Source organism: Actinacidiphila acididurans (assembly GCF_016918855.1).
GTDB lineage: Bacteria > Actinomycetota > Actinomycetes > Streptomycetales > Streptomycetaceae > Actinacidiphila > Actinacidiphila acididurans.
The window spans coordinates 1-14,626 of sequence record NZ_JADKYB010000022.1; the positions used below are offsets into that span (position 1 = coordinate 1).

14 protein-coding genes and 2 tRNA genes are annotated in these 14,626 nt (G+C 72.8%); 5 read left to right on the forward strand and 11 right to left on the reverse strand.

From position 1 onward, the window contains the following. Positions 1 to 108 precede the first annotated feature (108 nt). A complete protein-coding gene (locus tag ITX44_RS31510) occupies positions 109 to 777 on the reverse strand; it encodes a hypothetical protein (protein WP_205361571.1) in 669 nt (222 codons plus the stop codon). Between the two features lie 214 nt (positions 778 to 991). Between ITX44_RS31510 and ITX44_RS31515 the strand changes: the two genes are divergently transcribed. Beyond that, positions 992 to 1,085 (forward strand) — tRNA-Ser (locus tag ITX44_RS31515). A gap of 101 nt (positions 1,086 to 1,186) precedes the next feature. Here the strand turns inward: ITX44_RS31515 and ITX44_RS31520 are convergent. Further along, the gene (locus ITX44_RS31520) at positions 1,187 to 1,597 is read right to left on the reverse strand and encodes a SymE family type I addiction module toxin (protein ID WP_205361576.1); all 411 of its coding nucleotides are present in this window, start codon (positions 1,595 to 1,597) and stop codon (positions 1,187 to 1,189) included. Between the two features lie 232 nt (positions 1,598 to 1,829). On the opposite strand from ITX44_RS31520, the gene ITX44_RS31525 reads away from it, so the two are divergent. Then, positions 1,830 to 1,902: transfer RNA gene (locus tag ITX44_RS31525), tRNA-Arg, on the forward strand. Between the two features lie 248 nt (positions 1,903 to 2,150). Here ITX44_RS31525 and ITX44_RS31530 read toward each other — a convergent pair. Next, entirely contained in the window at positions 2,151 to 2,828 is a 678-nt protein-coding gene (locus ITX44_RS31530; protein ID WP_307795584.1) for an LmeA family phospholipid-binding protein, read from the reverse strand. Positions 2,829 to 3,031: 203 nt separating this feature from the next. Continuing rightward, positions 3,032 to 4,168, reverse strand: coding sequence for an FUSC family protein (locus tag ITX44_RS31535; RefSeq protein ID WP_205361584.1), 1,137 nt, complete (start codon positions 4,166 to 4,168; stop codon positions 3,032 to 3,034). Positions 4,169 to 4,393: 225 nt separating this feature from the next. On the opposite strand from ITX44_RS31535, the gene ITX44_RS31540 reads away from it, so the two are divergent. Then, positions 4,394 to 4,768 carry a hypothetical protein gene (locus ITX44_RS31540; protein ID WP_205361586.1) on the forward strand — a complete coding sequence of 125 codons (375 nt, stop codon included), beginning with the start codon at positions 4,394 to 4,396 and terminating at the stop codon, positions 4,766 to 4,768. Between the two features lie 84 nt (positions 4,769 to 4,852). On the opposite strand, the gene ITX44_RS31545 is transcribed toward ITX44_RS31540, so the two are convergent. The 4 genes from ITX44_RS31545 to ITX44_RS31560 all read right to left on the reverse strand — a co-directional run bounded on the left by ITX44_RS31545 (position 4,853) and on the right by ITX44_RS31560 (position 9,640). Then, the gene (locus ITX44_RS31545) at positions 4,853 to 5,401 is read right to left on the reverse strand and encodes a hypothetical protein (RefSeq protein WP_205361588.1); all 549 of its coding nucleotides are present in this window, start codon (positions 5,399 to 5,401) and stop codon (positions 4,853 to 4,855) included. A 455-nt stretch (positions 5,402 to 5,856) separates the two neighbouring features. Next, positions 5,857 to 7,953, reverse strand: coding sequence for a SpoIIE family protein phosphatase (locus ITX44_RS31550; RefSeq protein WP_307795585.1), 2,097 nt, complete (start codon positions 7,951 to 7,953; stop codon positions 5,857 to 5,859). A gap of 346 nt (positions 7,954 to 8,299) precedes the next feature. Further along, positions 8,300 to 8,722 carry a hypothetical protein gene (locus ITX44_RS31555; protein ID WP_205361590.1) on the reverse strand — a complete coding sequence of 141 codons (423 nt, stop codon included), beginning with the start codon at positions 8,720 to 8,722 and terminating at the stop codon, positions 8,300 to 8,302. Positions 8,723 to 8,899: 177 nt separating this feature from the next. Then, the gene (locus ITX44_RS31560) at positions 8,900 to 9,640 is read right to left on the reverse strand and encodes a hypothetical protein (protein ID WP_205361592.1); all 741 of its coding nucleotides are present in this window, start codon (positions 9,638 to 9,640) and stop codon (positions 8,900 to 8,902) included. Between the two features lie 130 nt (positions 9,641 to 9,770). On the opposite strand from ITX44_RS31560, the gene ITX44_RS31565 reads away from it, so the two are divergent. Next, positions 9,771 to 10,421 carry a TetR/AcrR family transcriptional regulator gene (locus tag ITX44_RS31565; RefSeq protein WP_205361594.1) on the forward strand — a complete coding sequence of 217 codons (651 nt, stop codon included), beginning with the start codon at positions 9,771 to 9,773 and terminating at the stop codon, positions 10,419 to 10,421. On the opposite strand, the gene ITX44_RS31570 is transcribed toward ITX44_RS31565, so the two are convergent. After that, positions 10,375 to 10,863: an SRPBCC family protein gene (locus tag ITX44_RS31570; protein ID WP_205361596.1), complete on the reverse strand. Its 489-nt coding sequence runs from the start codon at positions 10,861 to 10,863 to the stop codon at positions 10,375 to 10,377. The two genes, ITX44_RS31565 and ITX44_RS31570, sit on opposite strands and share 47 nt — an antisense overlap. A 277-nt stretch (positions 10,864 to 11,140) precedes the next feature. Between ITX44_RS31570 and ITX44_RS31575 the strand changes: the two genes are divergently transcribed. Continuing rightward, a complete protein-coding gene (locus tag ITX44_RS31575) occupies positions 11,141 to 13,045 on the forward strand; it encodes a LamG-like jellyroll fold domain-containing protein (protein WP_236062072.1) in 1,905 nt (634 codons plus the stop codon). Positions 13,046 to 13,084: 39 nt separating this feature from the next. Here the strand turns inward: ITX44_RS31575 and ITX44_RS31580 are convergent, their stop codons facing one another. Further along, on the reverse strand, positions 13,085 to 14,119 hold the full coding sequence (locus ITX44_RS31580) for a M56 family metallopeptidase (RefSeq protein ID WP_205361598.1): 1,035 nt from the start codon (positions 14,117 to 14,119) through the stop codon (positions 13,085 to 13,087). Between the two features lie 14 nt (positions 14,120 to 14,133). Continuing rightward, positions 14,134 to 14,544: a BlaI/MecI/CopY family transcriptional regulator gene (locus ITX44_RS31585; protein WP_307795586.1), complete on the reverse strand. Its 411-nt coding sequence runs from the start codon at positions 14,542 to 14,544 to the stop codon at positions 14,134 to 14,136. Positions 14,545 to 14,626: the final 82 nt, after the last annotated feature.

A 14,626-nucleotide genomic window follows, 5' to 3' on the forward strand; every position in this document is an offset into this window, starting at 1 on the left:
CGGGTGGTGCCGGCGGGGGTACGGGTGGCTCCGCCGGGGGGTACGGCGGGCGTACGGCCGGGCCCGCGCAGAAACGGTCCGGCCGGTGAGGGGGCGCCGGCCGGCGGTTCAGCCGCGCAGGGGCTCCATCCGTGGCGGGCCCTGGAGCGGCGCCGGGAGGGCGGGCACCATGCGGCTCCAGCGGGCGACCTCGCAGCCGTTGGTGCGGCGGTAGTCCTCGTGAATGTGGTGGCCGCGCCACATCCCGGTCACGGTGGCGGTCTGCGGGCCCCCGTAGATCATCGAGCAGGCCTGTCCGTCGGGCACGGCCGGCAGCGGTCCGCCGATCCGGTCGAGGTGGGCGCAGGGGTTGCGGTCGGCGCGGTCCTCCCCGGCCAGGTGCCGCTCGGCGGGCCCGCCGAAGTCCTCCGGCTCCTCCGAGGCCCCGTTGGCCGTCTCCCCGGCGGCCCCCGCGAGTTCCGCGGGCCCGGCGAGCTCATCGTGCCCGCAGGTCAGGGCGTACGTCCGCGGGTGCCCGGAACCGTCGTCGTAGGCCACGAAGAGCCGGTCGATCCGGGTGGCCGGAATCCCCATGGCGCCGGCCTGCGGGCTGCCGCCGAGCAGAAACGTACCGGCGAGCAGGAGGGCCGGGGTGATCACGAGACGGCCGGGTCGGGGGGTGCGGCCGATTCGGCCGATTCGGGGGCGGCGGCCGGAGTGGGTGGCGCGGAGGCGGCTGGTGCCGGTGCGGCCGGTGCGGGTGATGCGTTCTGTGATGGTGATGCGTTCGGTGTGCATGCCCCCTCCCTATGCCGCCGCCCGCGGAAAACCGGCGTAATCACCCATCCGTGGGCGAGCCGCCCCCGCCGCACCCCGACCCGGACACGCCTCCCCGTCGATACCCCTTTGCCCTGCCCAGGGGCGGCCTTGTACCGTAGTCTCCGATTGGTGGCAGCCCTCCCGGCTGTGCCATCATCTGCACACGAGCTCGCTCACCCGAGCCCGTGAAGTTGGAGGCGTCGCCTAGTCCGGTCTATGGCGCCGCACTGCTAATGCGGTTTGGGCTTTATCGTCCATCGAGGGTTCAAATCCCTCCGCCTCCGCCACCTGACCAGGGAGTTCGTGCCCACGCGCACGGGCTCCCTGAGCTGTTTCCCGGGAGCGTACGGAGCCGGCGCCGGCCCCGGTCAGCAGGCGCGGGTCCACCTCAGGACCCGCCGGCCGCCCCTGCCTCGCCGTTGCAGTCGTCGTCGACCCAGTGCCCCTTCTCCCGTACCCACGGCTGCTGCTTCTGATCCAGCTCCGGCCTGCCGTAGCCGTACGACACGGTCGCGTGGTCGCCGGAGATCGTGTCGACGCTGAGGCTCGTGATCGCGGGGTCCCCGTACTTGCGCCCGTCCGCCGCCATCCCCCGAACGAGGACCTCCAGGCTCCCCACCTCGAGGCAGCGCTGCGACTCCCTCGCCCTGTACGCCTTGAGGTCGCCCTTGTAGTACGCATGCGACCGCGCCCGCACGGCATCCTCCAGGGCCCCCTTCCCGCCATGCCCACCGGAACAGCCGCTGAGCGCCAGGATCGCGGTGGCCAAGACGACGACGGTGCTCCGCTGGTGTCTCATGCGCCCAGAATGCCCACCCCCTACCACCGCCCGCAGGCGATATCAGGTCATTGCCGCCCCGTCCCCCCATGGCCGGATCCCTCCCCCGACCCCGTCCGCCCCCACACCCCCCTCCCGGCCCGTTTCCCCAGCTCACCCACCCCCTCCCATATCGATTTCGCCTCCCGCTCCCCCTCATGTAATGTTGTCCACGCAACGCCGACCGGCCCAAACGCCGTGAAGCCCGCACCTCGCACTCGTAGCTCAACGGATAGAGCATCTGACTACGGATCAGAAGGTTGCAGGTTCGAATCCTGCCGAGTGCACAGCACGTCAGAGGCCCTGTGGAGCGATCCACAGGGCCTCTGGTTTTTGCTTTGACAACAGCATTTGACGGCAACCGCCCCGAGCGGGCGGGGGAGGCAGTGAGACGGCGGCACTCCGGCAGGCCCACCCCGGGCACATCCGTCTCCGCGGGTACCGGCCCAGGTATCAGCCCCGCCCCCACGGCCGACAGTTGGGTGCGCCGTTGACTGACGCGCAGTGGGCCCCCGGGCCGAACTGTCCCGGCACCTCACCGGTCGAAGCGCGACGAACCCAGAGTCACCTGGTGACCGACGAGGCTGATCTCGACGCCGTCCGGGGTGGCGCGGGCCGCGGTGAAGCCGACGCCCGCCGGGAGGCCGACCCGCCAGACGGCGCCGGCCCGTTCGGTGCCGGGAAGGGTGAGGGAGAGCTCCGTGCCCTGCGCCAGGAGTGTTCCCGTGCTGTTCAAGGCGGTCCCGCCCATCGTGCCCGAGATCCTGACGCGTGCCGCCTGACCGTCCGATCCCGGGGCCTGGGAGACCCGCAGCGGGCCGCCGTTGCCCGCCAGCCGTGTCACCACGCCGGACAGGTCCTCGTACGACAGGGTCAGAGTGCCGGTGGCCTGGTTGGCCTCAGCGCTGCGCGCCGCCAGCGATGTGACGCTGACGCCGCGCAGATCGAGGCGGAGACGGGCGATGTTCAGGTAGCCGCCCTGAGTATTGTCCGTGGTGTCGACGTAGAACTTTTCCGCGGTCAGCGTGACGTGACCGAAGTTCCCGCCGATCGCCTGGGTCAGAAAAGGGAAGCCACCGATCGCCACGTGCATGTGGCCGTCGGTGGTGTTCGCGTAGCCGTACTTCCCCTTCGCGAGCCGCGTGGCCTCCTTGTCCGCATAGTGCACGGCTGTCCGGTCGGCAATCGTGAACAGCACGGCGAGCACCGCCACCGTGATGGCCAAGACCTTCACCCATCGACGCCTCACGGTGACCCCTCCCCGTGCCTGTACGAACGTATTTACAGGCAGTGCCGTGCAAGGATCATGCACTGTCGCAGCCGGGACACCAACCTCAGCTCGTTGCGGGGGTACGGCAAAGAGTTCGCCCCGGGGGCGTTCGGCGGCCTTATGCGTACGGCCCCTTGCGTACGTGGTCACGCCGACTGCGGCGGCCCCTTGGCGGTGTGCTTGGCCAGCAGACCCGCGAGCAGCAGGGTGAACACGCCGATGCCCACGCCGCACAAGGTCCACAGCACCCGGTAGCCCTCGGCGGAGTAGTGGGAGGGCTGCGGGATGTCCACCAGGATGAGCACGCCGGCGGCGATGGCGGCGCTGTAGAGCGCGTAATTCATGAAGCGCATGGCCACCGCGTGCATGAACAGGATGAGCGCGACGACTTCGAGCCCGCGGTCGACCGCGAACAGCTTGCGTCCGTGTTCGCCGGCGGGAATCAGCAGCAGCAGTGCGGCAGCGGCGGCGCCGATGAGTGCTCCGGCGAGGCGCTGCGAGGCTACGAGGGTGGCCTGCTCCAGGCTCGGCTTCATCGCGATGATGGCCGCGATCGGCATCCAGAAGCCGTGGGACAGGTCCAGCCCGAACGCGAGCGCGACCGTACCGGCTATGACCAGGGCGCGGACCACCGCGAACATGACCTGCGGCCGGCCCAGCTTCTGTCGCGAGGTGTCGCCGGGCAATTCCGGGACCGGCTGGGGCCGCTCCTCGCGCCCGTGGATCAGCCACCCGAGGAACGCCACCGCGATCCACAGCGCCGATCCCCCGGCCCAGGCCAGCACCTGGGCCCAGGTGTGGCTGGTGATGCGGGTGTGATGGTGGAAGTTGAAGGCGAGCCCGAGGGCCACGACGAACCACACGTTCAGCAGCAGGGCGGTGACGAATCTTCGTACCCCGAACGCGACCGCCAGGCCGGCCACCAGCGTGACCGCGAACGCGGCGAGCACCAGCCAGCCCCAGGCGTCCGACCCGATGCCGAACGCCAGCGCGGTCACTCCCGCGCCGACCAGCCCGAAGAGGGCGATGCGCGACGCCCGGTGACCGTACGCCCCTCCCGGGTCGTCCAGCCCCGCGAACAGCAGGCCGAACAGTGTGCTGAGAAGGTACTGCTGGTACCCGATCGCCCAGAACACGAGCAGCGGCACCAGAGCGACGTCCAGGACCGCAACCCCTCGCGGCCAGTTCAGGGCCGCCGGGTCGAGCGCGAACACCTTCGACAGCCAGCCCGTCACCGCGGCCCTGACAGCGGGCCGACGCGCCCGTCCGTTCGCAATGGCCATCCGCCCTCGCTCGCCTCGGTCACCGGGTACGCCTCCCTCCCCAGTCCCGCATTCTGCGATCCGACCGGGGGCACCGCGACGCAACCCGCTTGGGTCCGGCCGAAGACGGCCCGCCCACCAGTCGTACGGCGCAGCGGCTCTCACCGAGCGTTGTCGCCGAGGATCGGGGATCGGTACGTTCGTACCGTCGAAGTGCGAGCGGTCGACAGCCAGGGGGGATGCGCCATGGCCGCCGAGATTGCCGAGATTGCCGAGATTGCCGAGATTGCCGAGCACGAGCTGACCGCACCCTGGGAGGGCTTCCTCGCCGAACCGGCCGCAGGCGCCGCCGGTGCAGGCGTCCTCGTACTGTCCGGATCGAGCGGCCGGATCGAGCGCGAGCGATGCCGGCTGTTCGCCCGCGCCGGTGTGGCCGCGGCGTCGTACGACGCCGCGACCGTCCGCAGTCGCCTGAGTGTCGACTGGCGCGCCGACCTGCTCGCGGACCTCGGCAATCCAGCCGTGCCGCCGCTCCCCGACGACCGGTTCTGGGCGCAGTTGCGCAACCCCGGCATCAATTCGGCTTCGTACGCCGCCCGTTACCCCGCCGGCTCGGTCTGACCGGCGGCCCGTTCGTCCACGTCCCGGATCCGGACGCCGGGACACGGCGGCCACTACCCAAGGGGCCGCCGTGTCCAGGGGTGCTCAGCCGATGCCCGTCACGGACAGGGCGGTCGTCCAGTTGGTGCGGATCGCGCTGCGGGCCGACGACAGGGTGATCACGCCGTTGCACACCGCGTTCTTCAGCTTGGTCTCCACGCCGTCCTTCGTGGTCGCCGTCTTCGTGCCCGAGTACGGCTCCGGCCACAGGTTGTTCGGGTCGCGCGGGGCGCCGCCGAGTTCGAGGGGGACCAGGTGGTCCTCCTCGTAGTCCGCCATGTTCGTGTCGGAGTAGCCGTAGTCGATGATCCCCTGGGCCTTGAGGGGGTTGGTGTACGACGTCGGCGGGCGGACGGTGGAGGTCCAGCCGGACACGCAGATCGTGCTGTGGATCGTGGACTGCGTGACGTCCGGGTTGTACGCGCCCGGCGTGCAGGAGGAGTCGGGCAGCGGCAGGTACGCGTGCGAGCAGGTGCTCGCCTGGGCCGTGCCCGCGCTGATGCCGATGACCAGGCCGCTGACGGCCAGCGCGAGGGCGGAGGTGGTGGCCGCGGAGGTGCGGGACAGGCGGGATATCCGGCCGACGGAACGCATGAGGGTCTCCCGGTGACGAGTGGCCCGGCCAGGTGCGCCAGGATCGTGTCCATGACACTCGAAGCAGAGCTACGCGGGTAGACCACGGGCAGTGAATTTGTCGTGAGGGGACGGTTTCCAGCAGCTCACATCCCGTCCGCGGTCGCGGGGGACGGGCCTTCCCGATGCGGAAGAGCCTCCGGGGTCGGGCCTTCCGGCGGGAGAGAGCACGCCGGGGCCGCACCTGACGCCGTATACGGCTCAGGCTCAGGCCCGCATGGGGCGCGCCCGCCCCCCCCGTATACCGCTCAGGCTCAGGCCCGCACGGGGCGCACCCGCCCCCGTATACCGCTCAGGCCCGCAAGTGAGGCACCCGCCGCCGTGTACGGATCACATCCCACCGCATTACGGCTCACCGGCCGCCGTTACGGCTCACCTCCCGGCCGCCGGCCGCACCCCGCCGGCGCCCCCGCCCCTCACCCCTCCGCCGCGTCCTCCACGTCCTTCGGAAAGCCCGGGGGCAGCTCCTGCTCGACCCAGATGATCTTGCCGGTGGGGGTGTAGCGGGTGCCCCAGCGGGCGGAGAGCTGGGCGACCAGGAAGAGGCCGCGGCCGCCCTCGTCCGTCGTGGCCGCGTAGCGCAGGTGCGGGGAGGTGCTGCTGGTGTCGGCGACCTCGCAGATCAGGGTGCGGTCGAGGAGCAGGCGGACCTGGATGGCGCCGGCCGCGTAACGGATCGAGTTCGTGACCAGTTCGCTGAGGACCAGCTCGGTGGTGAAGCCCAGCTCGTCCAGGCCCCAGTCGGCGAGCCGGGTGGTCGCCGCGTCCCGTACGGAGGCCACCGCGGCCGGGTCCGGAGGCAGGTCCCAGTGCGCGACCCGGTCCTCGGGCAGCGCCCGGGTACGGGCCACCAGCAGGGCGATGTCGTCGCGCTGCTGGTCGGGCAGCAGCGCGGCCAGCACCGCGTCGCAGGTCTCCTCCGGGTCGCGGTCGGCGGGCTTCACCGTCGCCGTGTCGGGCCCGCCGCGGCCCGGCGACATCTGGCCGGGCAACCCCTCCGGCAACCCTTCCGGCAACCCCTCCGGCAACCCGTCGGGCGCCTGAGGCCCCCGGTCCGGCACCCGGCCCTGCGCCCGCCCCGGCCCCTGCTGCTCCGGGACCCGGCCGATCCGCGACCCCGTACCGCCGAAGCCGAGGCCGAGACCGGCACCCCCGCCCCCCGCCCGGTCCGGCCCCGTCAGCGCCTGGCTCAGCAGATCGAGGCCCACATCGATGTCGCGCGACCGGTCCTCGACCAGGCCGTCGGTGTACAGCACCAGCCTGCTGCCCTCGGGGAGCGTGCGCCGTACCGCCTCGAAGGGCAGGCCGCCCACGCCCAGCGGCGGGCCCGGCGGCACGTCGTCCAGGAACTCCACGGTCCCGTCGGGATAGACCAGCGCGGGCGGCAGATGGCCGGCCCGGGCCAGCTCGCACTCGCGCGAGACCGGGTCGTAGATCGCGTACAGACAGGTCGCCCCGGCGGTGGGCAGCTCGCCGCCCTCCTCCTTGTCGATCCGGGCCACCAGCTCGTCCAGGTGGGCCAGCAGATCGTCGGGGGGCAGGTCGAGCATGGAGAAGTTGTGCACCGCGGTACGCAGCCGGCCCATGGTCGCGGCCGCGTGCATGCCGTGCCCGACGATGTCGCCGACGACCAGCGCGACCCGCGCGCCGGCCAGCGGGATCACGTCGAACCAGTCGCCGCCGACGCCCGCCTGCGCGGGCAGGTAGCGGTACGCGACGTCGAGCGCGTTCTGCTCGGGCAGGCCGTGCGGCAGCAGGCTGCGCTGGAGGGTGACCGCCGCTGTGGTGTCGCCGGTGACCGCCGAGTCGATCTGCTCCCGGGTGGTGTACTTCGTGTCGAAGAAGCCGCTGTTGTGGCCGACCCGCAGCACCGCCACCCGGTCGGCGACCGACCGCACCTCCTCCATCTCGTGGCTGACCAGCAGCACCCCGAGACGCTGGTCGCGCAGCCGGCGGACCATGTCCAGGACGAGGGCGGCCTGGGCGGGGCCGAGGGCCGCGGTGGGCTCGTCCAGGACGACCAGCTCCGGCCGCCCGATCAGGGCGCGGGCGATCGCCACGCCCTGACGCTGCGCGGCGGACAGCGAGGCGACCGGCACCCGCAGGCTCGGGATCCGCACCGCCAGCGCGTCGAGCAGCTCCCGCGAGCGCTCCTCCATCTCCACTTCCCGCAGCCGGCCGAAACGTCGCAGCTCGCGGCCGAGGAAGAGATTGCCGACCGTGTCGAGGTTGTCGCACAGCGACAGATCCTGGTGCACGGTCGCGATACCGAGGCGCTGCGCGTCGGACGGGCGGCGCAGGTCCACCGGCCGGCCCCGCCACTCGATCACGCCGCTGTCCGGTACGACCACCCCGGAAATCGCCTTGACCAGCGTGGACTTGCCGGCGCCGTTCGCGCCGACCAGCCCGACCGCCTCCCCCTCGCGTATCTCCAGGTCCACCGCGCTCAGCGCCTGCACGGCACCGAATCGCTTGGAGATCCCGCGCACGGTCAGCAGTGGGGGCTCGCTCACCGCACACCACCTCTTCCCCCGGCCGGACCCCGCTTCCGCCTTCCGAGTCTGCCCGTCGCAGAGCCTCGGCGCACCGTGGCGGACGATGCCGAGTGGATCGTCGTGCGGTCCGTCCCGTGGACCGCCGGGTGGATCGGGGAACGATCGGCGGCGACCGCGGGTTCCGGGGGACGGGCGGCCCGGGCCGGCGGGGACTGCCGAGAGCCGGGCGAATGAAGGAGCGGCGGGGTTACGCGCACAAGAGTACGGGGTTGGCGGCGCGGTGTCGGGAGGGGGTGGCACGGGTGGCGTTGCCCGGAATCGGGCCGGCCGGACCGGGGGCCGGACTCAACGTCGAACCGGGCTGTCAGACCCGGGCCGGGTCCTCCGCGGCCTGCAGGTAGAAGGCACGCAGGCTGTGCTCGGGACCCCGGTCGTACCGCTCCAGCGCCCGGGCGAGCGGGTTCCACACCCGGCCGTCGGGGGTGCGGATGCCGAACGGCTGCCCGTAACGCGTGAAGTCCTCGTCCTCGAACGGCACCCACACCGCGTCCACGCCGCGCACCAGCACCTCGCCGGTGTACGCGCCGAAGCCCAGCAGCGCCCGGGTGACGGCGCCGGCCGGCGGGCCCTCCTGCCGGATCTCGCCGATCAGCCGGTCGGCCACGACGAGGCTGGCCGGCGAGTAGTCCAGCCGGACCCCGGCGCCCTCCCGCACCATGGCCACGATGTCGGCCGCGAGCCGGGGCGCGATCACCGTCACCGCCGGATTCCGTACGGACTGCCGCATCACATGTCTCCGTCCGCCGCACACGCATCAGTCATCCCACCAACTGGGGCGTACGGCGGCCCGAAAGCGTTACTGTCCCGGTTCGGAGGGTGACGCAGCGCCCTTGCCCGGTCCTGTTCGGGCGGGGGCCGACCCTGCCTGGTCCTGACCGATTCCGTCCGGCCCCGGCAGGTCGGCTCAACCCTGCTCGGCGGAGGACCCGGCGGTGGACTTGGCCGCGGTTTTGGCGCCGGCCTCCTCGGCGTCGGATGCGGCCTCGGACTCGGTGGCCTCCGCGGCCGCCTCCGCCTCTGCCTCTTCCAGGCCCTCGGGCTCGTCCGCGGCCGGCTCCTCGTCCTCCCGCTCGTCCTCGAACCGTGCGTCGAGTACGGCGTCCAGTTCGGCCGTCCAGCGCTTGAGCGCGGCGCGCGAGGGGGCCTCGACGTCGCCCTTGTACCAGCGCCGGCCGGACGTGTAGACGGTGATGCCGAACCGCTTGCCGAACCGGGGCGTGTCGATCTCGACCGCGCCGATCTCGTCCCACCCGAACTCGGCGGACTCGCCGTCGAGCCGCAGGGTGATGCCGCGGTGGTCGGCCACGATCGTGGCACGGCGGTCCGCGGCCTCGAAGACCGGACCGCCGTCCGGCTCGTCGGCGTCCGCGGCCTCCTCCGCCTCGCCCGCCTCGTCGGCGGCGCCGTCGGGCTCGACGGCGGTCGTCACGGCTGCGGTCGCCTGCTCGGTGTCGGCCTCGCGGGGTGTGCCGGTGTCAGTGTCGGCGTCGGCTTTGGCGTCCGTTTTCGCGGTCGCGGAAGCTGCCGAGGTGTCGCCCTTGGCGGCCGTCGCGGACGGCGCCGGCGCGGTGATGCCCGGTATGAACGACGGATCGATTCCGGCGACGGGCACCGCCGGGACGACCTGATCTGTGCGCTGCTCCACGGCGGGCAGTATGGCCGATCAAACTGTGCCGTCAAGCCAGTTACGACAGAAAACCGGCCACGGCCTTTGCTCGATCCAGTGAGCGCGTGCGGCCGGGGGTGCTGGGCGGCGGTGTTGTACCGTGCGGTACATGAGCGGAACCCGGCAGCCCGGCACGCCTTCCTCGCCGGCCCGGGACCGGTTGCTGGCGGCCGCGTACGACCTGCTGGCCGAGCGCGGGGTGGGGGAGGCGAGCCTGCGCGAACTGGCGGCGGGCCTCGGCACCAGCCACCGGATGCTGATCTACCACTTCGGCTCGCGCGAGGGCCTGCTGGCACAGGTGGTGGAACTGGCCGAGGAACGGCAGCGGGAAGCGTTCGCGGACCTGACCGGCGCGGCCGGCGGGCGGACGGACCAGGCGGCGCGGGCGTTCTGGCAGCGGCTGGCCGATCCTTCGCTCGCCCCCGCCGAGCGGCTGTTCTTCGAACTCTACGGCCAGGCGCTCCAGGGCCGGCCCTGGGCGGCCGGGATGCTGCCGGGCGTGGTGGAGCGCTGGCTGCCGCCGCTCACCGAACTCTTCGCCGAGGGCGGCGCCGTGCCGCCACCGGTCGCCGCGGCCCGGGCCCGCCTGGCGCTTGCCACCGCCCGCGGTCTGCTGCTCGACCTGCTGGCCACCGGCGACCGGGCGGCGGTCGAGGCCGCGGCCGAGCAGTTCATGGGACTGTTCCCGCACGGAGGCGGCGAACCGGGCGGTTCTACGAGTCCTGCTGGTCCTGCGGCGGGTTCTCGCAGCGGCGCTTGAGCGCTTCCGCCTCCGTACGCACGTACGTCGCGGTCAGGGCGGTGGTGAAGGGGGCGACCAGGCGGCGCAGGGGGCCGGACTGGTCGATGGTCAGGGTGACGCGGGAGCCGCCGGCCCCGTCGGGCTCGATGACGTGGCCCGCGGTCACGGTGACCCCGCCGCGTGCGTTCACCCAGGTGAAGGTGTACGGCGCCGCCGCTCGCGTGACCCGCCAGGTCGCGACGGGCAGCCGCGGCTGCTTGACCCGGAAGGCGCCGCTCGGCCCGGGCCCGCCGCCGTCGCCGGGCTCCGTCCGGCGTACCGAGGTCACCGTCGGCAGCCACTGCGGCCAGGACTCGACGTCACCGAGCACGGCGTAGACCTCCGCGGGCGGCCTGTCGACGCCGATCGTGCAGCGCACGCCGCCCGACCGCTTGTCGACCCGCAGTTCCGGGGTGTCCATGCGCCGAATGTACCACGTGGTACATCGCGCGGCTCCGGACAGGCGCGGGCCGACCCCGATACCGGACCGCCCGGCACTCCATTCGCGTTCATGCCGCCTTCCCCGACTGTTGGCGGCCGCTGCCCCTTGCCTCCGTAGCGTCGGCGCAGGCCGCCACCCGGACCTGCCCCCCAGGCCCCCGTACGCCTTGTGACGGGCACCTTTCAGGTCCTCAGCCGCCCTCCGGCATGCCCAAGCGCCCCAAAGACGCACCGATGAGCACCTGAAAGAGAAGCCCATGTGCACTTCGCCCCACCACGGCGCCACCGCGCCCGGTATGACGGCCCCCGGCACCTCCCGCCGCTCCCTGCTCGTGGGGGCGGGGCTGATGGGGGCCGCCGCGGCCGGCCTGGCGACCGCGTCGCCCGCCTCGGCCGCCGCGCCCGAGACCGCGGCGCCCGCGAGCGCGGCGCTGCCCGAACTCCACGGCCCCTGGCGGCCGGACACCGAGGACCAGCGGTTCACCCTGGTCGTGATGCCCGACACGCAGTACATGTTCGACGGCGACGCCATCCACCCGGCGCCGATCGAGGCGTCCTTCCGCTACCTGCTGGCCAACGCCGAGGACGACAACATCGTCTTCATGGCCCACCTGGGCGACCTCACCCAGAACGGCCAGGCCGGCGAATTCGCGGCGATCGGCGAGGCGTTCACCGTGCTGGACACCCACCAGGTGCCGTACAGCGTGCTGGCCGGCAACCACGACATCAACAGCGGCAAGGACGACCAGCGCGGCCCGTCCCCGTACCTGGACGTCTTCGGTCCGCAGCGGTTCCGCGGCGCGTCGTCGTTCGGCGGCGCGAGCCCCGACGGCTACAACACCTGGCACAGCTTCCGCGCGGCCGGCCGCGAGTGGCTGGTGCTCGCGCTGGACTGGCGGCCGTCCGCGGCGGGCATCGCCTGGGCCAGGAAGGTCGTCGCCGACCACCCGACCAGCCCGGTGATCCTGACGACGCACGAGATCGTCGGCGCGAACAACTACGGCGACGAGGCCCAGCTCTCCGACTTCGGCCAGCAGTTGTGGGACGAGCTGATCGACGGCAGCGACCAGATCTTCCTGACCCTCAACGGCCACTTCTGGCCGCCGGCCCGCACGGTGAAGACGAACGCGGCCGGCCACGACACGCACCTGCACATCACCAACTACCAGGACCGTTACTACGGCGGCGCGGCCATGATCCGGCTCTACCGCTTCGACCTGGCCCGCAACACCATCGACGTCGACACGATCTCGCCGTGGATCCTCGGCCAGGCCGCCGACTCCCTGAACGAGCTCCAGCGGCAGGAGATCGAGCTGACCGGCCCGCAGGACCGGTTCTCCCTCGACATCGACTTCACCGAGCGCTTCTCCGGCTTCGCGCCGGTCGCCCCGCGCCCGGGCCGCCCGGTCGGCCGCATGCTGATCCCCGGCACGGTCGCGTACTGGCGGTTCGACGGCAGCCACGACACCGACCGGGTGCAGGACCTGACCGGTCGCGGCAACGACCTGGTCAAGCAGGCGCTGCCCGGCGCCGCCGACTCCGCGCTGACCTGGTCCGACCAGTACCACCCGGACCAGCCGGGGCACGCCAGCCTGTACTTCGGCGGCGACAAGGACGGCAGCGGCCCGCACGGCGCGTACCTGCGTACGGTGGACTCCGCGCCGCTGAACGCCGCGACCTTCGCCGCCGGCTACACCTTCGAGACGTATCTCAAGCTGCCCGCGGACTGGGACGGCAACCGCAACGCCTGGTCGGCGATCCTCAGCCGCTGGGGCATGAGCGGCGAGGCGGGCAAGACCGGCGGCGACCCGCAGGAGCCGGTGGTCACCCTCAGCCTGTCCGGCGGCGCCGAACTCCAGTGGTGCGTCTACCCGGTCGACCTGACCACATCGGTCACCAACTGGGGGCACCTGCTGCCGCTGAACGCCTGGTGGCACGTCGCGGTCGTCAACGACGGCCGGCACACCACGATGTACGTCGACGGCTGCCCGGTGGTCCGCAACCCCGCCACCGTCAACCACGGCCTCACCTCGCTGGGCGGGCCCTGGCTGCTCGGCGGCTACGAGTACAACGGGAAGATCGACCAGATCATGCACGGCTTCATCGGCGACGTGCGGATCACCGACCGGGCACTGAGCCCGCGGGAGTTCATGAACGCCTGAGCCACGATCGGATCGCCCGAGGCACCCTCGGGCCGCCGCTCAGCTCCCGTGCGCCAGTTGCAGGAGTTCGTGCAGTTCGTGCGCGGCGTCCAGGGCGCAGCAGGTGGTGACGGCGAGCAGGGCCAGGGTCAGGGCGATCAGCAGGGGGCGGCTCTGCGGCGGCGGGGAGAGCAGCGCGGCCACTCGGCGGGGGACGGGCCCCGGGGTGGCCGCGCGGGCCCGGCCCCGGCCCGGCAGCGGGACCAGGCGGCGGCCGAGGTCCGCCAGCTGCCGGCCGAGGCCGCGGCCCAGCACCGAGCCGAGGACGGGGTTCAGCACGCGGCCGCGCAGGTCGCCGAGGATGCCCAGGGCGGGGGTGGGGGTGCCGCGGTGGCCGGCCAGCGCGGCCTTGCCGATGGCGCGGGCGACCGTACGGCGGTCGCCCGTGACCGAGGCGGCGTGCTCGTCGGCCCACCGCTCCACCGTGTAGCCGACGGCCGCCGAGAAGGGCCGCAGCAGCGGGTTGGCGGCGGCGCACAGGTGCACGGCGGCCGAGAACAGGTAGTGGTGGGCGCGCAGATGGGCCCGTTCGTGGGCGAGCAGGGCGGCCCGTTCGGTGTCGCGCAGGGCGTCGAGCATGCCGCGGGAGACGACGATACGGCCGGGCAGTCCCGGCATGGCGAAGGCGTCGGCGGCCTCGTCCTCGACCACCACCAGCGGGTCGGGGCCGGGCAGGCAGGCCGCGTCCAGGGCGACCGCGAGCAGGGCCCGCACCCGCCGCCACAGCAGGAGCAGCGCGGCGGACGCGGCGCCGGCCAGCAGCAGCGCGGCCAGCAGGCCGACCGGCCAGCCGGTGGTGTCGCGGGCGCCGAGCACATCGGTGGACAGGTGGGCCAGGTGGGCCACCGGCGGGATGCGCAGCACCCCGGCGAGGGCGAGCAGCCCCAGCACCACCGTGCTGGAGCCGGCCAGCACCAGGGCGGCGCCGGTCAGCAGCCAGGTGGCCAGCCTCGGTTCGAGGCGGTCGGCCAGCGGGCGGGCGAGGAAGGCGGCCAGCGCGGGCGTCAGCAGCGGCAGGTAGACGGCGACGTGCATCCCCCGGGTGCCCCTCAGCCGCCGTCGGCGGCACTGGCGCCGGCACTGTCGGCGCCCTGACCGTCGCCCAGCAGCCGGCGCAGCAGGTCCTCGTCGTCCGGGGACAGGTCGTCGATGAAGCGCAGCAGCACGGTCTCCCGGTCGGGCTCGCCCTCCAGGGTCTGCCGCATGCGGCGCGCGGCGAGCCCGGGGCCGTCGGTGACGGGTGTGTAGGCGTACGCCCGGCCGCGCGGGGTACGGCGCAGCACTCCTTTGTCGTACAGCCGGGACAAGGTGGTCACCACCGTGCTGTACGCCAGATCGTCGCGTAGCCTGGCCATCACCTGAGCGGGTGTCAGCGCGGCGGGCGCGGCCTGGAGCACGGCCAGCACCTCCCCCGCCAGTACGCCATTGGCCTTCTTCCGGGCCGGACGGTCCGCGGTCACGATTGGCCTCCCGTCCTAGCGTCATCTAGAGTCACTGCCGGTACGTCTACACGACTGTAGAGGATCAGTGCCGCCCGCCGCG